Source organism: Pseudomonas sp. MWU12-2319, from assembly GCF_023242525.1.
In the GTDB taxonomy this organism is placed as follows: domain Bacteria; phylum Pseudomonadota; class Gammaproteobacteria; order Pseudomonadales; family Pseudomonadaceae; genus Aquipseudomonas; species Aquipseudomonas gingeri_D.
Genome location: NZ_JALJES010000002.1, coordinates 583,915 through 606,262 on the forward strand (window position 1 = coordinate 583,915; position 22,348 = coordinate 606,262).

22 protein-coding genes and 2 pseudogenes are annotated in these 22,348 nt (G+C 59.5%); 13 read left to right on the forward strand and 11 right to left on the reverse strand.

Going from position 1 to position 22,348, the window contains the following annotated elements:
* The gene (locus tag M5C01_RS05435; RefSeq protein ID WP_152737548.1) at window positions 1-855 is read right to left on the reverse strand and encodes a 3-hydroxybutyryl-CoA dehydrogenase; all 855 of its coding nucleotides are present in this window, start codon (window positions 853-855) and stop codon (window positions 1-3) included.
* A 12-nt stretch (window positions 856-867) separates the two neighbouring features.
* Complete coding sequence (locus tag M5C01_RS05440; RefSeq protein WP_152737549.1) at window positions 868-2,049, reverse strand: acetyl-CoA C-acyltransferase family protein; 1,182 nt, start codon at window positions 2,047-2,049, stop codon at window positions 868-870.
* 159 nt (window positions 2,050-2,208) lie between these two features.
* Between M5C01_RS05440 and M5C01_RS05445 the strand changes: the two genes are divergently transcribed.
* Together M5C01_RS05445 and M5C01_RS05450 are read left to right on the forward strand one after the other, a co-directional pair.
* Entirely contained in the window at window positions 2,209-3,231 is a 1,023-nt protein-coding gene (locus tag M5C01_RS05445) for an AraC family transcriptional regulator (protein ID WP_152737550.1), read from the forward strand.
* Window positions 3,232-3,289: 58 nt separating this feature from the next.
* Complete coding sequence (locus M5C01_RS05450) at window positions 3,290-3,688, forward strand: carboxymuconolactone decarboxylase family protein (protein ID WP_152737551.1); 399 nt, start codon at window positions 3,290-3,292, stop codon at window positions 3,686-3,688.
* A gap of 117 nt (window positions 3,689-3,805) precedes the next feature.
* Here the strand turns inward: M5C01_RS05450 and M5C01_RS05455 are convergent, their stop codons facing one another.
* From M5C01_RS05455 to M5C01_RS05470, 4 genes are all read right to left on the reverse strand, one after another.
* On the reverse strand, window positions 3,806-4,564 hold the full coding sequence (locus M5C01_RS05455) for a DJ-1/PfpI family protein (protein WP_152737552.1): 759 nt from the start codon (window positions 4,562-4,564) through the stop codon (window positions 3,806-3,808).
* 260 nt (window positions 4,565-4,824) lie between these two features.
* The gene (locus M5C01_RS05460; RefSeq protein WP_152737553.1) at window positions 4,825-6,003 is read right to left on the reverse strand and encodes an acetyl-CoA C-acetyltransferase; all 1,179 of its coding nucleotides are present in this window, start codon (window positions 6,001-6,003) and stop codon (window positions 4,825-4,827) included.
* A gap of 14 nt (window positions 6,004-6,017) precedes the next feature.
* Window positions 6,018-6,677 (reverse strand): CoA transferase subunit B, encoded by a 660-nt coding sequence (locus M5C01_RS05465; RefSeq protein ID WP_100943506.1) that lies wholly within the window; start codon window positions 6,675-6,677, stop codon window positions 6,018-6,020.
* Window positions 6,678-6,714: 37 nt separating this feature from the next.
* A complete protein-coding gene (locus M5C01_RS05470) occupies window positions 6,715-7,413 on the reverse strand; it encodes a CoA transferase subunit A (protein ID WP_103499279.1) in 699 nt (232 codons plus the stop codon).
* 141 nt (window positions 7,414-7,554) lie between these two features.
* Here M5C01_RS05470 and M5C01_RS05475 point away from each other — a divergent pair, with 141 nt between their 5' ends.
* From M5C01_RS05475 to M5C01_RS05495, 5 genes and pseudogenes are all read left to right on the forward strand, one after another.
* Window positions 7,555-8,457, forward strand: coding sequence for a LysR family transcriptional regulator (locus tag M5C01_RS05475; protein WP_103499280.1), 903 nt, complete (start codon window positions 7,555-7,557; stop codon window positions 8,455-8,457).
* 69 nt (window positions 8,458-8,526) lie between these two features.
* Window positions 8,527-9,087 (forward strand): DUF4174 domain-containing protein, encoded by a 561-nt coding sequence (locus M5C01_RS05480; RefSeq protein WP_152737554.1) that lies wholly within the window; start codon window positions 8,527-8,529, stop codon window positions 9,085-9,087.
* A gap of 45 nt (window positions 9,088-9,132) precedes the next feature.
* Window positions 9,133-9,903 carry a class I SAM-dependent methyltransferase gene (locus M5C01_RS05485; RefSeq protein ID WP_103499287.1) on the forward strand — a complete coding sequence of 257 codons (771 nt, stop codon included), beginning with the start codon at window positions 9,133-9,135 and terminating at the stop codon, window positions 9,901-9,903.
* Between the two features lie 71 nt (window positions 9,904-9,974).
* A pseudogene (locus tag M5C01_RS05490) lies at window positions 9,975-10,369 on the forward strand (GFA family protein).
* Between the two features lie 159 nt (window positions 10,370-10,528).
* Entirely contained in the window at window positions 10,529-11,314 is a 786-nt protein-coding gene (locus M5C01_RS05495) for a sulfite exporter TauE/SafE family protein (RefSeq protein WP_103499283.1), read from the forward strand.
* A gap of 3 nt (window positions 11,315-11,317) precedes the next feature.
* Here the strand turns inward: M5C01_RS05495 and M5C01_RS05500 are convergent, their stop codons facing one another.
* On the reverse strand, window positions 11,318-12,214 hold the full coding sequence (locus M5C01_RS05500) for a LysR family transcriptional regulator (protein WP_152737555.1): 897 nt from the start codon (window positions 12,212-12,214) through the stop codon (window positions 11,318-11,320).
* Window positions 12,215-12,342: 128 nt separating this feature from the next.
* Between M5C01_RS05500 and M5C01_RS05505 the strand changes: the two genes are divergently transcribed.
* Together M5C01_RS05505 and M5C01_RS05510 are read left to right on the forward strand one after the other, a co-directional pair.
* A complete protein-coding gene (locus M5C01_RS05505) occupies window positions 12,343-13,041 on the forward strand; it encodes a pirin family protein (protein WP_152737556.1) in 699 nt (232 codons plus the stop codon).
* Window positions 13,042-13,043: 2 nt separating this feature from the next.
* The gene (locus tag M5C01_RS05510) at window positions 13,044-13,928 is read left to right on the forward strand and encodes an SDR family NAD(P)-dependent oxidoreductase (RefSeq protein ID WP_152737557.1); all 885 of its coding nucleotides are present in this window, start codon (window positions 13,044-13,046) and stop codon (window positions 13,926-13,928) included.
* Window positions 13,929-13,972: 44 nt separating this feature from the next.
* Here M5C01_RS05510 and M5C01_RS05515 read toward each other — a convergent pair whose 3' ends face one another.
* A complete protein-coding gene (locus tag M5C01_RS05515) occupies window positions 13,973-15,373 on the reverse strand; it encodes an alkaline phosphatase family protein (RefSeq protein WP_152737558.1) in 1,401 nt (466 codons plus the stop codon).
* A gap of 213 nt (window positions 15,374-15,586) precedes the next feature.
* Between M5C01_RS05515 and M5C01_RS05520 the strand changes: the two are divergent.
* The 4 genes and pseudogenes from M5C01_RS05520 to M5C01_RS05535 form a co-directional block, all read left to right on the forward strand.
* Window positions 15,587-16,081, forward strand: a pseudogene (locus M5C01_RS05520) (transposase); the annotation flags it as partial.
* Between the two features lie 80 nt (window positions 16,082-16,161).
* On the forward strand, window positions 16,162-17,355 hold the full coding sequence (locus M5C01_RS05525; RefSeq protein WP_152737559.1) for a DUF3298 domain-containing protein: 1,194 nt from the start codon (window positions 16,162-16,164) through the stop codon (window positions 17,353-17,355).
* A gap of 325 nt (window positions 17,356-17,680) precedes the next feature.
* Window positions 17,681-20,341, forward strand: coding sequence for a hypothetical protein (locus M5C01_RS05530; RefSeq protein ID WP_152737560.1), 2,661 nt, complete (start codon window positions 17,681-17,683; stop codon window positions 20,339-20,341).
* Between the two features lie 323 nt (window positions 20,342-20,664).
* A complete protein-coding gene (locus M5C01_RS05535; RefSeq protein WP_100943706.1) occupies window positions 20,665-20,829 on the forward strand; it encodes a metallothionein in 165 nt (54 codons plus the stop codon).
* A gap of 195 nt (window positions 20,830-21,024) precedes the next feature.
* On the opposite strand, the gene M5C01_RS05540 is transcribed toward M5C01_RS05535, so the two are convergent.
* From M5C01_RS05540 to M5C01_RS05550, 3 genes are all read right to left on the reverse strand, one after another.
* Window positions 21,025-21,546 carry a GNAT family N-acetyltransferase gene (locus tag M5C01_RS05540; protein ID WP_248747982.1) on the reverse strand — a complete coding sequence of 174 codons (522 nt, stop codon included), beginning with the start codon at window positions 21,544-21,546 and terminating at the stop codon, window positions 21,025-21,027.
* Window positions 21,504-21,803, reverse strand: a complete 300-nt coding sequence (locus M5C01_RS05545) for a DUF1778 domain-containing protein (protein WP_247263498.1) — start codon at window positions 21,801-21,803, stop codon at window positions 21,504-21,506. Before M5C01_RS05545 ends, M5C01_RS05540 begins: the two co-directional genes overlap by 43 nt.
* 316 nt (window positions 21,804-22,119) lie before the next feature.
* On the reverse strand, window positions 22,120-22,348 hold a 229-nt coding region (locus M5C01_RS05550; RefSeq protein WP_332874102.1), incomplete at its 5' end, for a ribonucleotide-diphosphate reductase subunit beta.

A 22,348-nucleotide genomic window follows, 5' to 3' on the forward strand; every position in this document is an offset into this window, starting at 1 on the left:
TCAGCGCTCGTAGCTATAGAAGCCGCGACCGCTTTTACGGCCCAGATAACCGGCGGCCACCATTTCCTTGAGCAACTGCGCCGGACGGTACTTGGGTTCGTCGAAGCCCGAGTGCAGGCTTTCCATGATCGCCAGCAGGGTGTCCAGGCCGATCAGGTCCGCCAGGGCCAGCGGGCCGATCGGCTGGTTGCAGCCCAACTGCATGCCGGCGTCGATATCTTCGGCGCTGGCCAGGTCTTCCTGGAGCACGAAGATGGCTTCGTTGATCATCGGGCAAAGGATGCGGTTGACCACGAAACCCGGACGGTTGCGGGCGGTGACCGCGGTCTTGCCGATCTGGCTGGCCAGGGCCATGGCCTGGGCATGGGTGGCATCGCTGGTCTGCAGGCCACGGATGACTTCCAGCAGGCCCATCATCGGCACCGGATTGAAGAAGTGCAGGCCGATAAAGCGCCCGGGCTGGTCGATGGCGGCCGCCAGTTCGGTGATCGACAGCGACGAGGTGTTGGTGGCGATAATGCATTCGGCGCTGGCCACTTCGGCCACCTGCCGCAGAATGCGTTTTTTCAGTTCGAGGTTTTCCGTGGCCGCCTCGATCACCAGTTCGGCCCGGGCCAGCACCGCGTAGTCGCTGCTCAGGCTGATGCGGCCGAGGGCGGCTTGCTTGTCCTCGGGGGTGATCACGGCCTTGCGCACTTGCCGGTCGAGGTTGCCGGTCAGGGTCGCCAGGCCTTTATCCAGGGCCTGCTGCGAGACGTCGATCAGCGACACTTCAAGACCCGCCACCGCGCAGACCTGGGCAATCCCGTTGCCCATGATGCCGGCGCCGATCACGGCGATACGTTGAATACTCATGTTCTGTTGTCCTTAAACCCGTTCGAAGATAACGGCGATACCTTGGCCGCCGCCGATGCACATGGTGGCCAGGCCGTAGCGGCCGCCGGTGCGATGCAGTTCATGAATCAGTTTGGTGGCGATGATCGCGCCGGTGGCGCCCACCGGATGGCCCAGGGCGATCCCGGAACCGTTGGGATTGACCTTGGCCGGGTCGAAGTCCAGCTCCTGGCTGACGGCGCAGGCCTGGGCGGCGAAGGCGACGTTGGCTTCGATCACATCCAGGTCGGCCACCGTCAGGCCGGCGCGCTTGAGGGCCAGGCGCGTGGCGGGGATCGGGCCCAGGCCCATCAGTTCCGGTTCGAGCCCGGCATGGGCGTAGGCCACCAGGCGCGCCAGGGGTTTCAGGCCGTCGCTCTGCAGCGCGGCGCCGGTGGCCAGCAACAGGGCGGCGGCGCCGTCATTCAGGCCCGAGGCGTTGCCGGCGGTGACGGTGCCGTCTTTCTTGAAGGCGGTTTTCATCTGCGCCAACTGTTCCAGCGAAGTCGCTCGCGGGTGCTCGTCGACACTGAACCATTGAGTGCCCTTGCGGCTGCGCACTTCCACCGGGACGATCTGCGAGGCGAAACGACCCTCTTCGATGGCACGGCTGGCGCGCAGCTGTTCTTCCAGGGCCAGGTCGTCCTGCATCTGCCGGGTAATGCCATTGCGTTCGGCAATGTTTTCGGCGGTGATGCCCATATGGATGCCGTGGAACGGGTCATGGAGAATGCCCAGCATGTAGTCGATGGCCTGGACATTGCCCATGCGCGCGCCCCAACGGGCCGAGGGCAGCAGGTAAGGGCCGCGGCTCATGGATTCGGCGCCGGCACCGATGGCGATATCGGCGTCGCCGAGCAACAGGGTCTGTGCCGCCGAGACAATCGCCTGCAAGCCCGAGCCGCAGAGGCGGTTGACGTTATAGGCTGGGGTTTCCTTGGGAATGCCGGCGTTGATCGCGGCGACCCGGGACAGGTAGGCGTCCAGGGTGTCGGTGGGGATCACGTTGCCCATCACCACATGGCCGACCCGCGCCGGATTGACGTCGCTGCGTTGCAGGGCGGCCTTGACGGCGGTGGTGGCCAGTTCGCTCAAGGGAACGTCTTTCAGCGAGCCGCCGAAGGTACCGATGGCGGTACGGGCGGCGCTGACGATATACACTTCGGGCTTTGACATGGGGGCAGTCCTGATTATTGTGGGGATCAGCTTGCATGATCCTGGTTGGAGTGGAGGCAGTTCATCCAGTGCGGCCAGTCTAGGACCGTCGGCCCACTCGGCCTATGCCGAAACTGCTCAGTAAACCTGTGACTTTTTGCCATACGCAGCTTGGGATTCATGAAAGAAAAACATTCGGTGTCGTCCTACTTCATTAAAGCCCTGCTGGTGCGTTTTCTCGACCGCCCGCAGCGCATTTCCGAGCTGCTGCAGGCCGCGGGCTTTGCCGAGCGTTCCCTGGACGAACTGGGGGAGCGGGTTGCACCGAAGCTGCTGGCACAACTCTGGCTGACGGTGATCCGCGAACTGGGCGACGAGTTCTTCGGCTTCGATTCCCACGGCATGCCCATCGGCAGCTTTGCCCTGATCTGCCGGGGGCTGATCCAGGCGCCGACCGTGGGCAAGGCCCTGGGTCTGTCTCTGGAGTATTTCGCCCTGTTCCTGCGGGATATTGATGCCCAGGTGCAGATCCGTGGCAAGCGGGTGGTCGTGGTGATGCGCACCGAGACCCAGGACCCTTACCTGCAAGCGGTGATCACCGAAACCTTCCTGATCCTGATCGTCGGCCTGATGTGCTGGCTGGCCGGACGGCGCATTCCCATCAGCCGCGCCCGTTTCGCCCATGCTTGTCCGCCCCATGGCGACGAGCACCTGTTGTGGGGCGCCTACGTGGAGTTTGACGCGGCGGTGACCGAGATCGAATTCGAGCGTGAATACCTGCGTTTGCCGGTGCTGCAGGATCGCAAGTCGCTCTACACTTTTTTGCGCGATGCGCCGCAGTCGGTGTTTATCCGTTTCCGCAATCGCGAGGGTTTCAGCGCCCGGGTCCACCAGCGCTTGCGGGCCTGTGGTTATGACCATTGGCCGACCCTGGAGCAACTGGCGCTGGAGTTCGATATCCACCTGGCCAGCCTGCGCCGGGCGTTGCAGCGCGAGGGCTTTTCCTATCAGGAAATCAAGGACGAAGTGCGTCGGGCGATCGCTTTCGAGCGGCTGCGCAGCAGCACCATGAGCATTGCCGATATCGCCCAGGAAGTGGGTTTTCGCGAGCCCAGTGCCTTCCACCGCGCGTTCAAGCAGTGGACGGGGGAGAGCCCCGGGAGTTTTCGTTTACGCGGATCGCAAGGATCAGCACAGCCCTGACGGATTCAGCTATAACCTTCGTTTCATCCATCGCTGTCCACTCACCGAGGAACCGTTCATGCCGTCCCAGCATCTGACCGAATACGAAGACGCCAATCCGGAAGTTCGCGCCGTCTACGACGACATCATGCATACCCGCAAGGTCGACCAGGTCAATAACTTCTGGAAGTGCCTGGCCGCGCACCCGCCGACCTTGCGCCGGACCTGGGAGAGCCTCAAGGAGATCATGGCCCCCGGCGCACTGGATCCGCTGACCAAGGAACTGATCTACGTCGCGGTCAGCGTCACCAATAACTGTCCGTATTGCATCGCTTCTCACACTGCCGCCGCGCGCAAGGCCGGGATGAGCGACGAGATGTTCGGCGAGTTGCAGGCGGTGGTCGGCATGGCCAACGAAACCAATCGCCTGGCCAACGGTTATCGCATTCCGCTGGATGAGGCGTTCAAGCTGGACTGAAGCGATATTTCAACGCCGCGCTCGAGAAACCGATAGGTCCGCTCATCCTCCGAGTGCGCTACGGCGTTTTCAATATCTCACTTCCTCAACTGAACGGCATCCCGGCAAGCCCGGCTCCTAGGCGGCTTGTGCGGGTCTCAGCATTTTGATCCATTCGGCCGCCAGACGATGGCAATCCCCTGGCCAGCGTGCGGTCAGCAGGTTGCCGTCGCGGACCACGAAGCCACGGCCCGGTTTGGCCGCGGAATCGCGCAGCAGCGCTGGCGGGCCCTGGGAAAAGTCTTTTGGCGTGGCCAGCGCGGCCTTGATCTCGGACTCGACGGTTTGTGGGTAGGTCCGGTAGTAGCGGCCGAGCCACGGCGCGGTGATCAGCCAGGCGGCCAGTTCCATGGTGGTGGACAGCAATGCGGTGACCTTGCGCCCATGGAGCACCGAGCGCCCGCTGTCGGGGTCGAGAGTGCGGGCCAGCAGCAACGGGCCGTGGCACACCGAGGCGATGGGTTTGCCGGTTTTGAAGAAATGCAGGACGATACGCTTGGCCACGTCCGATTCCAGCAGGCTGCGCATGCCCTCGGCATGTCCGCCTGGCACGAACAGCCCTTCGAACTGCGTGGGGTCGACATCGGCGTAGGCCAGCGGTTGGCGGAAGTACTCGTCGGTGATCATCGTGTTGTAGCTTTGCAGATCGCTGTCGCGGGTCATCAGCATGGGGTTCAGCAGGCCGAAGCCATGCTCCACCAGGCGTGGGTCGGCGTAGGCCGGGGCGCCCAGCGGGGTGGCGAAGCGCACCTCGATTCCGGCCCGGCGCATGGCTTGCCAGGGCACACTGCTTTCGGTGGGGTCGTAGTCGGAGTGGGGGAGCAGGATAAGGATCATGCAGGTGGGCTCGATTTCTACGGGGTAGAGATCGAGGATAGCAGCAGGATCGTTATCGGGCCGTGCCGGATAACGCTATGAAACCTGTAGGCGATAGCACAACAACAGCGTACGCCGACCTGTAGGAGCCGGCTTGCTGGCGATGGCGGCCGGACAGTCTATGCAAGACTTGCTGGCCTCATCGCTGGCAAGCCAGCTCCTACAGAATCGGGGCCTGTCGCAGGGCGGGTGTTGTTCGCCCTGTCGAGGCCCGTCGGCAGCTAGCGCTCGATCGCCAGCGCCACGCCTTGCCCACCGCCGATGCACAAGGTCGCCAGACCTTTTTTCGCATCGCGCTTGAGCATTTCATGCAACAGCGTTACCAGTACCCGGCAGCCCGATGCGCCGATCGGGTGACCCAAGGCAATCGCACCGCCATTGACGTTGACCTTGGCCGTGTCCCAACCCAGTTCCTTGCCCACCGACAACGCCTGGGCGGCAAAGGCTTCGTTGGCCTCGATCAGGTCCAACTGGTCGAGGGACCAGCCGGCCTTGTCCAGGCAACGACGGGTCGCGCTGACCGGGCCGATGCCCATGATCGCCGGGTCGACGCCCGCGTTGGCATAAGCCGCGATCTTCGCCAGCACCGGCAGGCCGAGGGCCTTGGCCTTGGCGGCGCTCATCAGGATCACGGCGGCGGCCCCGTCGTTCAGCGACGAGGCGTTACCGGCGGTGACCGTGCCGTCTTTCTTGAACGCCGGCTTGAGCTTGCCCAGCGACTCGGCGGTGGTACCTGCGCGAGGTTGTTCATCGGTAGCGAAGGCCACCGGATCGCCCTTGCGCTGGGGAATCAGGATCGGGGTGATTTCGTCGACGAAACGCCCGGCTTCAATGGCGGCAACGGCTTTCTGCTGGGACGCGGCGGCAAACTCATCCTGGGCTTCACGACTGATATCGTACTTGGCCACCAGGTTCTCGGCGGTGATGCCCATATGGTAATCGTTGAACGCATCCCACAGCCCGTCACTGATCATGGTGTCGACGATCTGCGCGTGTCCCATGCGCAGGCCGGTGCGGGCACCGGGCATCACGTAGTTGGACAGGCTCATGTTCTCCTGGCCACCGGCGATGATCACCTCGGCATCGCCGCAGCGAATCGCCTGGGTCGCCAGGTGCAGGGCCTTGAGGCCCGAGCCGCAGACCTTGTTCAGGGTCATGGCCGGCACCGCGTGGGGCAGGCCGGCCTTGATCGCGGCCTGGCGCGCGGGGTTCTGCCCGGCACCGGCGGTCAGTACCTGGCCCATGATCACTTCATCGACCAGCGCACCGTCCAGGCCGGTCTGTGCCAGCAACTGGCGGATCACCGCGGCGCCCAGGTCCACGGCGGAGATATTCGCCAGCGAACCCTGGAAACTGCCCACCGCCGTGCGGGTGGCGGCCACTATCACTACATCTTGCATCGCTTCATTCCTCATCAGGAAAACTGCATTTCAGGCACGTGGTCGGGAACGATCAGTTTACCCGCGGTCTTGCTGACAATCTCTTCGACGCTGACGCCCGGCGCGCGCTCCTTGAGAATGAACGCGCCGTTTTCGATTTCCAGGTAGGCCAGGTCGGTCAAGACGCGCTTGATGCAGCGCGCGCCGGTCAGCGGCAGGCTGCAGCGCGACAGCAGTTTCGACTCACCGTCCTTGGACGCATGGGTCATGGTGACGATGATGTTGTCCGCGCCGGCCACCAGGTCCATGGCACCGCCCATGCCCTTGACCAGCTTGCCGGGGATCATCCAGGAGGCGATGTTGCCCTCGACGTCGACTTCAAAGGCGCCGAGCACCGTCAGGTCGATATGGCCGCCGCGAATCATCGCGAAGGACTCGGCGGAAGAAAAGATCGACGCGCCGATACGGGCGGTGACGGTTTGTTTGCCGGCGTTGATCATGTCGGCATCGACTTCGTCGTCGGTCGGAAAGGCGCCCATGCCGAGCAGGCCGTTTTCCGATTGCAGCATGACTTCCATGCCGGCGGGGATGTAGTTGGCGACCAGGGTCGGAATGCCGATGCCCAGGTTCACGTAGTAGCCGTCCTGCATTTCGCGGGCGACGCGCTGGGCCATTTGTTCGCGGGAAAGTGCCATGTTCTTGTTCTCCGTTAGTCGAGGGAAGGGCCGGGGTTCACTTGCGCACGGTGCGTTGTTCGATGCGCTTTTCGAACGTGCCGCAGATGACCCGGTCGACATAGATACCCGGGGTGTGGATCTGCGATGGTTCCAGCTCGCCGGGTTCGACGATTTCCTCGACTTCGACCACGGTGATCTTGCCGGCGGTCGCGGCCAGCGGGTTGAAGTTCTGGGCGGTGTGGCGATAGATGACATTGCCGAAATGGTCGGCTTTCCAGCCTTTGACAATGGCGAAATCACCGGTGATGGACTCTTCCATCAGGTACGGACGGCCGTTGAACTCACGGGTTTCCTTGCCGTCGGCGACCGGGGTGCCGACCCCGGTGGCGGTGAAGAAAGCCGGGATACCGGCACCGCCGGCGCGCATTTTTTCGGCCAGGGTGCCTTGGGGGGTCAGCACCACTTCGATTTCACCGCTGAGCAGCTGTTTTTCGAAGAGGGCGTTTTCGCCGACATAGGAGGCAACCACCTTGCGGATCTGCCGGTCTTCCAGCAGCACGCCGAGGCCGAAGCCGTCGACGCCGCAGTTGTTGGAGACCACGGTCAGGTCGCGGGTGCCCTTGCGCTTGATCTCGGCGATCAGGTTCTCGGGAATGCCACACAGGCCGAAGCCGCCACTCAGGACCGTCATGCCATCCTCGAGCCCGGCCAGGGCTTCTTCATAGGAAGACACGCGTTTATCGAAACCTGCCATATGCACCATCCTCTTGTTGTTTGTCGGACTCGCCGCTGGAGGTGAGTGTTGCTCCGGAAGATATATTTGTTAAGTTGATTTTTAGGGTCGATTGATTGATAAAGATCAAGAATGCCCTTTTCTCCAGTAGAGACCTCGTTCATGACCGTTAAACAGCTTAGGGCCTTTCTGGCCGTTGCCCAGAGCCTGAGTTTCGCCGTGGCGGGCGAGCGTCTCTATTTGTCGCAATCGGCCCTGAGCCTGACCATCAAGGCCCTCGAGGAGGGCTTGGGCGGGCGACTGTTCAGCCGCAATACCCGCAATGTCGCCCTGACCCCGGAAGGCGAGGTCCTGGTGCCCCTGGCCCGGCGCCTGATCGCCGACTGGGACAATGCCGAGGACGAACTGCGCCAGCGTTTCACCTTGCAGCGCGGTCGCGTGACCCTGGCCGCCATGCCGTCATTCGCCGGTAACCTGCTACCGCCGATCCTCAAGACCTTCCGTGCACGCTATCCCCAGGTCAATGTCACGGTCAACGACGTGATCAACGAGCAGGTCCTTGAAATGGTCCGTGATGGCCAGGTGGAACTGGGGGTGGCCTTCGAACCGCAGCAGGGCTCGTCGCTGGCGTTCACGCCGCTGTATATCGACCGTTTTGTCGCGGTGGTGCCGGCGGATTCGCCCTGGGTCGACCAGGCTGAGATCGATTGGCCCACCTTGTTGACGCAGCCCTTCATTACCTTGCAGCGCCCGTCCACGGTGCGGGTGATGCTGGAAGAACATCTGCGGGCGCGGGACATGAGCTTGCCGGTGGAGTTCGAGAGCCATCAACTGGCCACGGTGGGGCGCATGGTCGCCAGCGGGTTGGGGGTGAGTGCGGTGCCGGCGTTGTGTGTCGGACAGATGCGCGAGCTGGGCGCGCGTTGCATCACCTTGTGCGATCCGGTGGTCGAGCGGGCCATTGGCGTACTGACCAAACCTGGTCATGAGCTGTCGGCGGCGGCCCAGGCATTGTTCGATGTGTTACAGGAGGAAAAATTAAGTTACTTGAATTTCGAAAAATAACTGCTTTGCGTGTGGACCTTTTCCGGCGATGCGCAATCATTACCCCATGAATATCCGAAGGAGGTGTGTATGTTCATCCGGTCTTTGACCCTCGCTGTACTGTCCATCGTTGCTACAAGTCCCGTCTGGGCGGCCGATGAGCCGTCTCCGCTGGCCCAGGATCTGGGGAAAAACCGTCCGTTGATCGTGATTGCGCCGAGTACGGTGGATCCCACATTGGTCAGTCTGAAGAAGGCGATCGAGGATCCGGCCAACAAGAAGGACATCGACGATCGTCAACTGGTGCTCTACGAAGTGGCCCAGACCGTCGGCAAGCGTGCGGGCAAATGGATGGAGCAGCCGGCTACCATGGCGCTGATTCGCGGGCTCAAGCTGGGGGTCACGCCGGAGGACAAGTCCACGGTGATCCTGGTGGGCAAGGACGGCGAGCAGAAGGTCCTCGAACACGATGGGCCGATTGCATTCAAGGATGTGCTCAGTGCGGTCGATGCGTTGCCGGCCTCGGAGAAAGCCACTGTCGCGCCTGCGCCAGCGGCGCCGCCGGAAGCCAGGCCGGCCAAGGGGGCGAAAGGTGCCAAGGCCGAGAAGGCCGGTAAGGCGGCAACACCGCCCAAGGATCTGGAAGACTGATGTCGGGCAGCATTGATCGGGATTAGTCCATAAGAGGCGATGGCCATGTCGGGCGTTCACAAAGCAGCACAACTCGGTTTCAGCGCTGAAGCCAAAACCTATGCCCACGGGCGCCCTGACTATCCGGCCGAGATGTTGTCGTGGCTGCGCGATACCCTGGGTATTGCGCCGGGCGGGCAGGTGATCGACCTCGGTGCCGGCACCGGCAAGTTCACTCGCTTGCTTGAGGCGACCGGAGCGACGATAACGGCCATCGAGCCGGTCGAGGCGATGCGTGCCGAGTTGGTCGCGCGCCTGCCAGCGGTCCGGGCGCTGTCGGGGACTGCCGATGCGATACCGCTGGAGTCCGGGGTTGGCGACGCGCTGCTGTGTGCCCAGGCGTTTCACTGGTTTGCCCATGAGACGGCGCTTGCCGAGATTCACCGGGTACTCAAGCCGGGCGGACGGCTCGGGCTGGTGTGGAACGTGCGTGACGAGTCGGTTGACTGGGTCGCGGCCATTACCCGGATCATTACGCCTTACGAGGGCGATACTCCGCGTTTTCACACGGGGGCCTGGCGTAAACCGTTCAACGGCCGCTACTTCTCGGCGCCGGAACTGAGCTGTTTTGGGTACAGTCATGTGGGGACGCCCGAGGAAGTCATCATCGACCGCTTTCTGTCGGTCAGTTTTATTGCGGCATTGCCCGCGGCGGAAAAGGCACAGGTCACCGAGCAGCTTCAGACCCTGATTCAAACCCATCCGGCCTTGCGCGGCCAAGAGACCATCGCCTTTCCTTATCGGACCGAGGCGTATCGCTGCATTCGCCTGGACTGATACCGGCTGGTCAGCTTGACGCCCGCTGGTTAGGATCGTGCCTTGTCGTGGTTCATGGTCAAGGAGCGGGTATGAAGGGCAGCTGTGCTTGCGGGGCCGTCGAATATGAAATCGACGCTATCGATATGCCGATCGGGCATTGTCATTGCCACACCTGTCGCAAGACCCACGCGGCGGCGTTTGTGAGCACTGCCGGGGTCAAACGTGAGCATTTTCGCTGGCTCAAGGGTCAGGAAACCCTGACCGCCTATGAATCCTCGCCGGGCAAGCTACGCTATTTCTGCTCGCGGTGCGGTTCGCATCTGATGGCCGAAAGGCCGCATCTGCCCGTAGTGATTGTGCGTGTCGCGACCCTGGATGAGGTCCGGGCCTGCTGGCCGAGCATCACATCTGGGTATCCCATGATGTGCCATGGCTGCGTTATGAAGGCGTGGTCGAGCATTCGGAGTGGCAGCCGGGACGCTGACTGAAGGCCTGCGCGCTAATCTGCATGTGTGATCCACACCGTCCGCATGGCACGATGGTTATAACGTTAGATTATATTTATATAAAGAGTCATAACGTTAGCCGCTATGCTGCCCGCCAGATTTTTATGTCGTCTCGCTAGATTCTCCAGGGCTTGCTAATGGATGTCGGTAATTTCGGTTTTGTCGTTGCAGGCTTGGTGGTCGGTTTTATTGTCGGGATGACCGGCGTCGGTGGCGGCTCGTTGATGACGCCGATCCTGCTGTGGTTCGGCATCAACCCGGCCACCGCCGTGGGCACGGACCTGCTCTACGCCGCGATCACCAAGTCCGGTGGCGTTCTGGTTCACCGGAAAAATGACAATATCGACTGGAAAATTACCGGCTGGCTGACCCTGGGCAGCGTACCGGCGGTGTTGTTGACCTTGTGGTTTCTGAGCAGCCTGCACACCGCGCCCGAAGCCTTGAACAGCATCATCAAGCAGTCGCTGGGTTTCGTGCTGTTGCTGACGGCACTGGCGGTGCTGTTCAAGAACAAGTTGCTGGCGTTTGCCCATCGGCGTGGTGTCGATCACTCGAAGATCAGTGACTCGAAGTTGAACGGGCTGACGGTATTGACCGGCCTGATCCTCGGCACCATGGTCGCCTTGACCTCCATTGGTGCCGGCGCCCTGGGTACGGTGGCCTTGTTTATCCTCTATCCGTTCCTGCCGACCCGGCGTCTGGTGGGCACGGAAATCGCCCACGCGGTGCCGCTGACCCTGGTTGCAGGCCTGGGGCACGCGAGCATGGGCAATATGAACTGGGAACTGCTGGGCTTCCTGCTGATGGGCTCGCTGCCGGGGATCTACATCGGCAGCCATCTGGCGGGACGGGTTCCGGATAACCTCTTGCGGCCGTGCCTGGCGGTCATGCTGTTTTCCATCGGCTACAAGCTGGTGTTCTGATCGCTATCGGTTGAATCCGGCCAGCAAGGCGTCCAGCAGACTGCGCACGGCAGGCACCATGCCCCGCCGGGAAGGGTAGATCGCGTGCAGGCTGCCGCTGGGCGATGGGCAGTCGGGCAGTATCTGCACCAGACGGCCCTGCATCAGATCGTTCTGAACCAGGCTTGTCGGCAGCTGCGCTATACCGATTCCCCTCAAGGTTGCTTGCAGCAGTGTCTCCAGGTCATCGGTAGCCAACCTTGGCTGGTGGGTCAACACGACGGGGTGCGGCGCCTGGAAATGCCATTGATATTTATCGTTGGTGTTGGCCATGGCCAGGGTTGGCATACGCGCCAGGTGGTCCAGTTGAGTGAGCGGTGCATGCTGTGCCAACAAGGCCGGACTCGCGACCAGAATGCGCTGGGAGGTCAGCAGCGGCAGCAGCGTCAACTCGGAGTCATCCAATGGCAGCAGGCGTACGCGCAGGGCGATATCCAGGCCCTCCTCGATGACATCGACACGCCGGTTGGTTGCATCGAGCATGATCCGCACCGCCGGATTGTCCACCAGGTATTGCGCCAGAATGGCCCTGGCTCCCATCTGCAAGACCCCCAATGGGCAACTGATTCGGACCACGCCCCGTGGCGAAGCGCGGGTTTGATCGATGGCTGTCTTTGCCGCCCGGGCTTCCTCCACCAGGGCCACGCAGTGCTGGTGAAACAGGCGGCCGGCGTCGGTCAGGGAGACCCGTCGCGAATTGCGATTGAGCAGGCGTACGCCCAATTCCGTTTCGAGTGCACTGATACGGCGGCTGAGCTTCGAGGTTTGCAGTCCCATCGCCTTCGCCGCTGCTGTAAACCCGCCGTGATCCACCACCTTGGCGAACAGGTACATATTGTTCAAATCCGTCAGAGGGTCCATTGCCGGTCTCGTGCTGGTTTATCGTTCTATTTTCTACAAGGTAGCGTTGCTTTTACAGCAGTTCTTCTTGGTTGGTTTCAAATTTATGCTCTTTAACGCGGCAATCAGCCGCTTTTTCAGGAGCTGAAATGTTAGAGCATCGATTCAAGTCCGACCTCGGCGGCGGCGACTATGGCTGGCTCAAGGCCCGCCATCATTTCAACGTAACGGCTGATGGCAATCCCGCGCACCGTCCGCTGGGGGCTCTGGTGGTCTGGAATGACGACGAGATTGCGCCAGGCACCGGTTTCCCGATGCATGGCCACGAAAGCATGGAGATCGTTTCCTACGTGCTGGAAGGTGCGGTGAGCCATCAAGACAGTGTCGGCGGACAAGGCCGTACCGAGGCCGGTGACGTGCAGGTGATGAGTGCCGGGACCGGCATTCGACATCAAGAGCGCAATGAGGGTGACGTTCCGTTAAGACTGTTCCAGATCTGGTTGCGGCCGCGGGAAAACGGTGGACTGCCCAACTGGGGCATGCGGCCTTTTCCCAAGTCTGATCGGGCCGGCCAATGGGTCGTGTTGGCCAGTGGAATGCCTGACGATAAAAGCGCTCTGCCGATCCGCGCCAACGCTCGTGTGCTGGGGGCGACTCTTAAGGCCGGCCAGAGCCTGGGCCAATGTTGTTCGACTACTCGCCAGGGTTATCTGGTGCCGGTGTTCGGCGCGGTGAAGGTCAATGGCGAAAGGGTCGAAGCGGGGGACGGGATTGCCATGAGCGAGGAGTCGATGCTTGTTGTCGAGGCTATCGAGGATACCGAAGTCGTATTGGTCGAGGTGTTTTGAGCATGAAGACGATCATCATGACCGGTGGGACTTTCGGTCTGGGGGAGGCGACAGCAAAGCAACTGAGCGCCACCCCCGGCACCCAGTTGATCCTTGGCGGGCGAGAAACCCGTTTGCCGCTGGAGCTGGCGAGCTTGAGCAGTGTCAGGCAATTCGCCAGGCAGGTGCTTGAGACGCTGGGCAAGACGAAGATCAACGCCCTGGTGCTCAATGCCGGACTCAGCTTTCCCAAGGCGGCGCGCACGGTGGACGGCTACGAGACCACCTTTGCGGTCAATCATCTGGGCCACTATCTGCTGCTGCGTCTGCTGGCGCCGGCGTTGGCGCGAGAGGCCATTGTGGTGATCACCACCAGTAACACCCATGACCCGATGTTCAGTCCGGTTGCGCCGTTTCCCTTTGTCGATGCGCAACAGCTGGCGCAGTTGGACCTTGGGAAAGGCGCGCAGGGTGGTGTGGCGTTCGAGCCCGGGTTTCGCGCTTACGCCACCTCGAAGTTGTGCAATCTGCTGACGGCCCGTGCCTTCGCGGCTTCAGCCGAGGTCAAGGCACGCCGTTTGCGGGTTATCGCTTACAACCCGGGTTATATCCCCGGCACAGGGCTGGGACGTAATTTGCCTGTTGGGGCGTTGCCTGCGCCGGCCATGGCATTGAGTCCCTATTTTGCCGATGTCATGCGCATACAAGCCGGGGAGTTCCTGGCCGATCTGGCGTTGGGGCGGATTGTCCCGCCGAGAGGGCGGTTGTATGCGTCCCTGGTGAGAGGTGAGCTGACTTGGCCGCAGCCGTCCGAATTGGCTCGTCGTGATGATGTGGCGCAGCAACTGTGGAATGACAGTGCAGTGTTGGTGGGGATGGACAGCCCGGCGCCTGCACTTGTCATGTGAAACTTGCGAACGTAGCCGCTTGATGTGTGCAGCCATTGGTTGTTCTAAGAGTGTGCGTGGGTGATCCGTCTGGTGAAGAAATCAACGGCATGTTGCCTAGTACCTACCGCCTGCAGTGTCGCTGCCGGGTCGAGTCCGAAGCGTTTTGCGGAACCTGTGACCAGGCTTTTTTGAAGATCGTTGAGCGCCGCAGTCGGCGATGGCTGCGCGAAGGTAGTCGCAGCCGGCGCTGATATAGGGGGTAAATCAACACGAGGTGTATTCAGGGTGAGCAACTGATTGAGCGTCGGCGCATTCGCAATCCGCTTGCTGGGGAGCATGTCCTTCGCGGGGATACCGATCCAGTCGCGCAAGGTCGCCAGGATACTGGTGTGATCGTACGGTGCATTCGGGGTGTTCGATCTGAACACCGTGCCAGCCTGAATGTAAGGTGAGATCACCACGGCTGGCACGCGTACGCCAAAACGAGTGAAGTCGAAGCCGTTGCCATTCGGCGAACGGGCCTGGTCCGGCGGGGTGGCATTGAACGGCGGAGTGACATGATCGAAACAACCGCCATGCTCGTCGTAGGTGATGATGAGCAAGGTCTGGTTCCAGCCCGGCGACGTACTGACGGCGTTCCAGATCGAATACAGAAAGGCTTCACCCGCCTGAACATCATGCGGGGGATGCTGGTCGTTAGGGTCGACCAGAAAGCTGGGCTCTATAAACGAATAGCGTGGCAGCGAGTTGGTCTGGCATGCATCCAGAAACGCGGAAAAACCTCTGAAGTGGGGACTCAACATGGGGTCCCATAATTTCGGGAACATTGTCCGGGTCAGCGAGGGGGTGAGGATGGTATTGCTGTAGACGCCCCAACTGCATCCGATCGATCCCAGGACGTTGAAGATGGTGGGGACATCCCAGGCGAATGGATCGGGAGGTGCACCGTTGTCCACATTGCCATTGGACGTCCCGGCGTGAGCAAAGGCGCGGTTAGGCCAGGTCTGGCTGGGCACGGAGGCGAACCAGGCATCGGAAACCGCATAGGCGCGCGCCAGTTCTGCCAATACCGGCAACTGCGCCGGGCTGTAGCACTGCATGATCTGATCGGGATTGGCGGTTTTCGTGGTGGCGTAATTGTCGACAAAGCCCATGGGCGGCGTATTGTCGGGGCTGACTGGACCGTCTCTGAATAGCTGGTAGGTGACGTTGGCAAAGGTTTCTTGTGGATCGGGGTCTGGAGCCTGGAAACCGCTGGCCTGCAGAGTCACTGCCACATGACGCGCAGGCGTGGAGTTCGAGCAGGGGTTGGACATGCCAGGTTGCAGGCCGTCAAATCGAGGGGCGCTGGTCGCCGGCAAGACCTGCGACGGTGGGCTGTCATTTGGATAGAGCCAGCCAAGCATCGTATCCAGTGAGCGGTTTTCCAGCATGACAACGACGACATGTTCAATTTGATTCATGGCTTTCACCGTCAGTGATCAATTGTATGTCTTGCGAAGTGCTATCTCACGCCTCCTACGGCCCGATATGCGGCCGCTCCATACGCCACCGCCAGGGCGCCACCTATCAAGTTCGCCACTGCCTGGATAAACCACAGGCCTATGATATTGACCAACAATAGCACTCCTGCAAGCAGTAGGGCCCGTCCCCATGATCTAGAGTGCGACGCTTTGAATCAGATCGCCGAGCAGGCTCTGCGCTACATCCAGTTGCTGTATGAAATCGAGAGCGAAGTGCGCGATCTGGAGCCGGATTTACGGTGCCGAATACGGCAAGAAAAAGCCGTACCGGTGATGGATAGGCTGCATGCCTGGATGATCGCCCAGCATGATCTTGTGCCCGAAGGTTCGGCTATCAGCAGAGCACTCGATTACAGCCTCAAACGCTGGGCAGCGCCGTCGTGCTACCTGAATGACGGGGCCGTACCCATTGATAATAATTGGGCGGAGAACCAGATCCGACCATGGGCCCTTGGACGCAAGAACTGGCTCTTCGCCGGATCGCTACGCAGCGGAAAAAGGGCGGCGGTGATCATGAGCTTGATCCAGTCTGCGCGGCTTAATTGTCATGATCCGTATGCGTATCTAAAAAATGTCCTCACGCGCTTGCCGACGCAGCGGGCGAGTGAAATCTATCAGTTGTTGCCGCATAGGTGGCAACCTATCTAGTTATGCAAGGCTTGATGCCCGGACGCATACGTGCCAGTGTCAGGCACTGCCTGTCCATCGTCTCCAGCAGGAAGCTACGCATGCCCGATCTCACCCGTTTTATTGCACTTGTCCGGGCGATACCTGGCCGCATCTGTGTCTGGTGTATGACACTGTGCATCGCACTTTGCATGCCGTGTGTGGCATATGCGGCGAGCGGCACGCAGGTCTACAGCGGCACGCTGGGCAAAATGCCGATCGTGCTTGAGTTTAATTTCAGCCGCACGGACGGCATCTGGGGCCGTTACTTTTATCAAAAATACCACGCTGATCTTGTCGTCTCCGGCACGCTGCAAGGCCAGGATCTGGAACTGACGGAGGACCGAAACGACAAACGTATCAGTGACATTCCTACGCTGCACCTGAGTCCGACTGACAAAGGCGGTTGGCAAGGAGTATGGAAGGATACCGCTGGCAAAGTACTCCCTATCGAACTGACACCGGCTGAAATCCCGCCACCCTCCGAGAAGACTCAGCCTGGCTGGCAGGCCATCTATGATACGTCACGGTATGACTATCTGCGTGTACAGGGCCTGCCGCTCAAAGCAGGTAAAGTTGAAACCGTGATGGGGCACACCTTGCAGTGGTGGCACGAGCCGGTGTCGCAACTGTCGATGTTTGAGATCACCTCCGGCTACACCGCCGAACAGCGTCGGCGGATCAACCAACAACTGCGCGCCAGTCTTTGGGCTGAAGTGGTCAACTACAACGACTGCATGCTGGGAGGAGGCCATGTGGACGCCTCCTTCGGTGAGACGGTGACGCCTCATCTATTGGCGCCCGGTGTGGTCAGTGCCGGGATCTCGAGTTCCTATTACTGCGGCGCCCATCCGGCCTCGTCCTACACGGCGCTCAATTTTGATGTTAAAAGCGGCAAGCGCCTAACATTGGAAAACGTACTGTGGGTTGGCAAGGGGGAGGTGTTGCAAGACTCGCACGACGGCTGGGAGGCCTATGGCGATTACCGTAAAACACAGCTGGTGCCCTGGCTGATCAACCAATTGAAAGTCATCGCGCCCATGAACATGAAGAAGCCCGCCAGTGAGTACGAGTGCGACTTCAACGACCCTGATATCTGGCAATACGCCTACTGGTACTTTACCCCGAAGGGCATCAATTTCGCGCCCTACCCGGACGGCATTTCACACGCGTGCGAAGGCCCTGAGTGGTCGGTTGTGCCGTATGCGCAGATTAAAAGGAAGCCGGGAGACATGAAGCTGCAACTGCCGAACTGAGTGGTGGAGCGATGACGGGGAGTAGAAAATACCGGTGTGCCAGTACCGTGAGAGGCATCAAATCTAGTAGCAAGCGAAGGGCAGGTTCAGTGCAACATAAGCGCTCCCCCAAACCCGATCTAGATGGAAACAGGGGGTGACGCTCAGCAATGCAATTGAGGGTGGCTACAACCCCTACAATTAACAGTGATTCATACTGGCCATATCTTATAAGCTTTAAATCAGAGTGCTTCGAGTAAGCGGTTCGTGCATAGTGCTACCGCCAACTGCTCCACTGCTGGTGCTTATCAGAAACAGCCTTTCATTGCCCAGGACAAGGATAGTCATGCGTCGTTTGTTTAGTCGTGCTCTTTTTGTCGTGGTGGTGCTGTGTAGCGCTCAGGCCTATGCCGACGAAAAAGATAGCCAGGGTACGACCGATGCTTTCAGTGCATTACTTTCGATGCCGCAAGCCCAGCCGGAGGGCGACGGTGAATGGCAGGTTTTCGCCCCGGAAGATTTTAAGGCCACCGATGAAGCTGGCCTGATTGAATACCTATCGCATCAGAACGCCGACATGCAGCAGGTCGCGTTCCACGGCACACTTTTGCAGCATGCCGTGCGCGCCAATATGAAAGACGTGGCCATGTGGTTGATAAGCCAAGGCGCTGATCCATTGGCGACAGTGGCTGGTTTTTCACGCGATCCAGACTCTCTTGGCTTGGCTATCTATATGGGCCATTGGAGCATCGTTGATGCGCTGCTGGCGCTGCCGGTGTATCAGCAGTTGTCGGGTCAGCAACGGACTGACCGCTATCTAGTTCAGAACCCCGCCGCGCTCGATGAACTGCTGGCCCGCCACTTCGCGGCCCCGACTGGCAAACTGGGTTCTTGCATGCTCAATTATGAGCTCGAGCGAGGTGCTGTCCAGCAAGCGCTGGAGGTGGACAGCCGCCAGTTACCCGCGCCCGGCGAGCTGGACAGATATGGCAATTGCCAGAGTGTTCAACCCGCCGAGGATCAGTCTGTTCGTGGCTCTTTTAAAACAGTCGATCTTGCCGCTTGGAAAAAACTCGATTCGCAAATGCAGCTCCCGATATTTGGCTATTTACTTCAGACGCTGGCCTCAGCCGATGACGTGAAGGCCCTGTTCGCCTCGGATTTGCGCCGCCCCGAACAGTCTGAAGAGCTGACTGAATTGCTGCTTCCGTGGATGGTTGCCAGGCCGAGAACCTTGAATGGAATCGACCCGGCGCCTTTGCCTTTCGATGCGCGCAAAGCATTGGCTGAGCACTTGCCGACGACGATTCTTAATCATTGGTTGGCTGATTCAAACCATCTTTACAACTGGCTGGCAATCGCTGCATCGGGTTCTGTTGAAGAGTTTTCCTGGGCGTTGGCCTTGGTGCCGGATGAGATACTGACAGCAGAGTCTGCGTCTGCAGCTCAGGCGGGTTTGCAAGGCGTAAGGTCTATCGAGCAACGACTGATGATCTGGTCGGCTCTGTTGCAGCGCCGCGCGTTACGGCTTGATGTGCAGCGTGTGCCTCAGCTGCTTTACGCGGTTCCGATATCGCTATGGGCGGAGTTGTTCAAGCACGGTTATCGTATTGAAAATACCTTGGCCACTGAGAGGACAGAGAATTCTAATCATCCCGACGAGATTCGCGACTGGCTCGTGCGCCCTGTTGCTGAGCTACAGCAAAGCTGGCCGCTGATGACCGAGCAAGTACCAGATCTCGCCAATAACATTATTGAAAAGCTAATACGTCCGTTTGGTCGCAAGCCCTTCACCTGCACCAATAATTCAGATTCGCCCCAGGCTCTTCAGATAGCCAGTCTGAACACGCTGATCCAATTGGGCGCAGTTGTTCATCCGCTTTCCTTCCCCAAGGCTTGCGTGCTTAACACTGCTCCCCATGTTTACGCCCAGTTGCTTGCGTTGGGTGTTGTGGCACCGGTTGCCGACGTGGCGAGTGCTGCACGGTTTGTCTTCGAGCCAGTGAAGTGCAATTTTTTGCCAAGCGACGGCTGGTTAAAGTCGCTTCTGGCCCCAGGCGAAGAGGAAGATTCCAGACAACTGCATTTCGAGACGGTACAGCTGTTAGACGTGCCTGAGTCGGATAACTGCGCGATGGTCGTGTCTGGTTTTTGGGACATGGTGGGCTCGGCAGATAACGACGATTTTATAGGGGGGTACGAGCGTATGAACCCCTGCTTCGAAAGGCTTGAAGTGACTGAATCGCGAATGGAGCGTAATGGTGCCATTGAGGCGCTTCGCTTTGATGGAGGTGCCAGCGCCGGGCTATTGGGCCTGCGTGATACTCAGGAGGGGACACGGTATTACTTGGCATATAGAGAGTCAGGCGATCGCTGTAGTGGTGGGCTTGCGCCTCATCTTCTGGCCTGGACTAAAAGCGCTCCCTATTATCTCAAAGAGGTCTCTGCTTATGCTCCTGTCGCTCAGGCCCTACAAGCGCAATGCGATCTGCAAGGCGATTTGAGCGCGTGCCTGGGAGCAGTGGATAACTCTAGAGACGGCAATTCCACAACCTGGGACGCTCCACAAGATGTGGAAGGCTTTATCTACCGTACATTCACCGTCCAACGCGATGACTACCTCGGCGCGATACAATCATTTGACTTGGTCAAGCTGTACCATTGGGGCCAAAACCCTGTTCCCCCGAAATGGATCCTCGCCGCAATCGATGCGATCAGCCACGCTAGCTTGCCAGTCCCGGAAAAGCGCCGGCGAATAGCCTGGTTATTCAAGAACCCGGCGCAGCTCAAGGTCGCGCTAGAGAAACGCGAGTCAGATGACGTAATACTCGATCTGGCCGATTGGTTGCCACGAAAGGATTGGCGGCCACTCATTACCGCCCTTCACGTTGAAAGCACGCCGTCGAACATCGAGCCCTGGTCGACACTCGCCAGCGAAGCGCAAAGCAATAACGATCCCAAAGCTGCCTGTCAATTTCTGACCGTGGCCGGCCTGCCTTGTCATTGACTTGCTGCCACCGTCGACATTAGGGAGAGATGGGTGCTGTTTCTGGCTGGGCCTGCAAATGAACTATGACTTGTGGCAAGCCGAGCACCGTGAGCAGCCGGTCGTGGATCGTCTGGTTGCTGCCTGAGCCCCTATTGGCAAATGATCCTACGCCGAAAATGCACCTCCCTGCTGATGGGTTAGGCTTGTTATTCGACTCCGACACAATGAAAAAAGAGCATTGCCAAGACGTAAGTGGAGGCCGATGATGGATCGTATAACTCAACTGTTCATACGCGTTGCACCGCAATGCCTGGCGACTACCCGACAACCGGAGTCCGATCATGAATGAACAAACCTGCGCCTGCCCGCACTGTACCTGCAAGGTTGGTGAGCATGCGGTCGTGCGTCATGGTAAGCACTACTGCTGCCAGGCGTGCGCCGACCATCACCCAAATGGTGAACCTTGCACGGCTTCAAAATGCCACTGTGCAGACAAACCTAAGTAAAAGTTACATCTTTCTTGGTTGCGCAATACGCCTCAAGTTCTTTGCTACGTACGGCGATCAGATTCTCCTGTTCACTGCGTCGCTGACACGGCTTTTTTGGTGGGCTATAGCCAGGCACACCCTGAAGCTGCGCGGATAGCCAAGGAGCAGGGGATCGGCATTCGGCCAAGGTCAACTTAAAGGGCTTTTCGGTATTTACTGCAATGGCAGCATCATTGTGATCGGTGAGACGCCGGGGCAGGGGATGAAGCCTGCGTGCCGGGCATAAAAGTCTGCGAGCCGGTCATTCAGGGGATGGACCAGAACGGCTGTTGAGCCCACCGTTTCGGAGGCGCTGATACAGCGTTCGATTGCATCCTGTAGCAGATCGATAGCATAACCGTTGCCCTGAGCGACGAGACTGATGCCGATCCGACCGATGATGGTAACGGGATGCTGTCCCGGCGAATTACGTTGCCGACTCTTCGGTACCACGGACGCGCGCATGGCCGACCCGTTGGATAGGGTGTAGTAGCCGATGACCTTCTGGGTACCTTTGAGACAAATCACATAGACCACCGCGTGTTTAGCGGTCTGGGCTCTATGTGCTTTTTTGACGAGGTACTCATTGATCGAGCTTTCACCACAATCGAAATCGTTCAGATCGTGCTGCTCGTTTAGCTTTGCGGGAGCGCTCAGCTCCAGCGTTTTGGCCTTGCCAGGAGTTTTTGCAGGCACTGGTTCCCTCGCACCGGGTTGTCTTCCAAAGCTTTCTCGAATGAGTCAAACGCGTCCTCATCGAGTACGAACAACCGCTTGTCCAAGATGACCTCTTCAGCTTTCTGGCAGGCTGCTTCCAGAATGAAGCTGGTACGGTCACGGCCTGACAAGGCAGCAGCGATATCAATCAAATTTCGTTTCTTGATGTCTGCCCGCATGTTGATAGGTACGGGCTTTTCTTTCGTCGGTTCTGGCTGGCTGGTCTTCAGCATCATGAAACCCTCTATGGGGGCGCTCTCTGTCGTCGGCAGGTGGAGCAGACCTGCGGCACAATCGTAGCATTCCTGTGTATCAGATGTAAGTGTTGTGTATCTCATTGATATACGATCTCTGCTGTGAATTGTGTTCGAGCGTGGATGCCAGCCAAGCGTTGATGCGTGCTTAGATTGCACTCGGAGCTTGAGGGCGTCCACACATCGAAACCTGCTGAAACAAAGGCTTTACGCTGTGATCAGACACAAACAAAAAAGCCCTGAACAGGTTCAGGGCTTTCCGGTGTTTCACTCTATTCACCCAAGGTGAACAGCCGCATCAATCCCAACTTAACGCCCCGCCAGTCTGATACTCGATCACGCGGGTCTCGAAGAAGTTCTTCTCTTTCTTCAAGTCCATGATCTCGCTCATCCATGGGAACGGGTTGGTGGTCCCCGGGTACTCTTCCTTCAAACCGATCTGCGACAGGCGACGGTTGGCGATGAACTTGAGGTAGTCCTCCATCATCGCCGCATTCATGCCCAGCACGCCGCGCGGCATGGTGTCG

What these genes read in the sequence shown, in the direction of transcription:
- M5C01_RS05435 (WP_152737548.1), bottom strand. Translation starts at nt 855, where the DNA reads ATGAGTATTCAACGTATCGCCGTGATCGGCGCCGGCATCATGGGCAAC.
- M5C01_RS05440 (WP_152737549.1), bottom strand. Translation starts at nt 2,049, where the DNA reads ATGTCAAAGCCCGAAGTGTATATCGTCAGCGCCGCCCGTACCGCCATC.
- M5C01_RS05445 (WP_152737550.1), top strand. Translation starts at nt 2,209, where the DNA reads ATGAAAGAAAAACATTCGGTGTCGTCCTACTTCATTAAAGCCCTGCTG.
- M5C01_RS05450 (WP_152737551.1), top strand. Translation starts at nt 3,290, where the DNA reads ATGCCGTCCCAGCATCTGACCGAATACGAAGACGCCAATCCGGAAGTT.
- M5C01_RS05455 (WP_152737552.1), bottom strand. Translation starts at nt 4,564, where the DNA reads ATGATCCTTATCCTGCTCCCCCACTCCGACTACGACCCCACCGAAAGC.
- M5C01_RS05460 (WP_152737553.1), bottom strand. Translation starts at nt 6,003, where the DNA reads ATGCAAGATGTAGTGATAGTGGCCGCCACCCGCACGGCGGTGGGCAGT.
- M5C01_RS05465 (WP_100943506.1), bottom strand. Translation starts at nt 6,677, where the DNA reads ATGGCACTTTCCCGCGAACAAATGGCCCAGCGCGTCGCCCGCGAAATG.
- M5C01_RS05470 (WP_103499279.1), bottom strand. Translation starts at nt 7,413, where the DNA reads ATGGCAGGTTTCGATAAACGCGTGTCTTCCTATGAAGAAGCCCTGGCC.
- M5C01_RS05475 (WP_103499280.1), top strand. Translation starts at nt 7,555, where the DNA reads ATGACCGTTAAACAGCTTAGGGCCTTTCTGGCCGTTGCCCAGAGCCTG.
- M5C01_RS05480 (WP_152737554.1), top strand. Translation starts at nt 8,527, where the DNA reads ATGTTCATCCGGTCTTTGACCCTCGCTGTACTGTCCATCGTTGCTACA.
- M5C01_RS05485 (WP_103499287.1), top strand. Translation starts at nt 9,133, where the DNA reads ATGTCGGGCGTTCACAAAGCAGCACAACTCGGTTTCAGCGCTGAAGCC.
- M5C01_RS05495 (WP_103499283.1), top strand. Translation starts at nt 10,529, where the DNA reads ATGGATGTCGGTAATTTCGGTTTTGTCGTTGCAGGCTTGGTGGTCGGT.
- M5C01_RS05500 (WP_152737555.1), bottom strand. Translation starts at nt 12,214, where the DNA reads ATGGACCCTCTGACGGATTTGAACAATATGTACCTGTTCGCCAAGGTG.
- M5C01_RS05505 (WP_152737556.1), top strand. Translation starts at nt 12,343, where the DNA reads ATGTTAGAGCATCGATTCAAGTCCGACCTCGGCGGCGGCGACTATGGC.
- M5C01_RS05510 (WP_152737557.1), top strand. Translation starts at nt 13,044, where the DNA reads ATGAAGACGATCATCATGACCGGTGGGACTTTCGGTCTGGGGGAGGCG.
- M5C01_RS05515 (WP_152737558.1), bottom strand. Translation starts at nt 15,373, where the DNA reads ATGAATCAAATTGAACATGTCGTCGTTGTCATGCTGGAAAACCGCTCA.
- M5C01_RS05525 (WP_152737559.1), top strand. Translation starts at nt 16,162, where the DNA reads ATGCCCGATCTCACCCGTTTTATTGCACTTGTCCGGGCGATACCTGGC.
- M5C01_RS05530 (WP_152737560.1), top strand. Translation starts at nt 17,681, where the DNA reads ATGCGTCGTTTGTTTAGTCGTGCTCTTTTTGTCGTGGTGGTGCTGTGT.
- M5C01_RS05535 (WP_100943706.1), top strand. Translation starts at nt 20,665, where the DNA reads ATGAATGAACAAACCTGCGCCTGCCCGCACTGTACCTGCAAGGTTGGT.
- M5C01_RS05545 (WP_247263498.1), bottom strand. Translation starts at nt 21,803, where the DNA reads ATGATGCTGAAGACCAGCCAGCCAGAACCGACGAAAGAAAAGCCCGTA.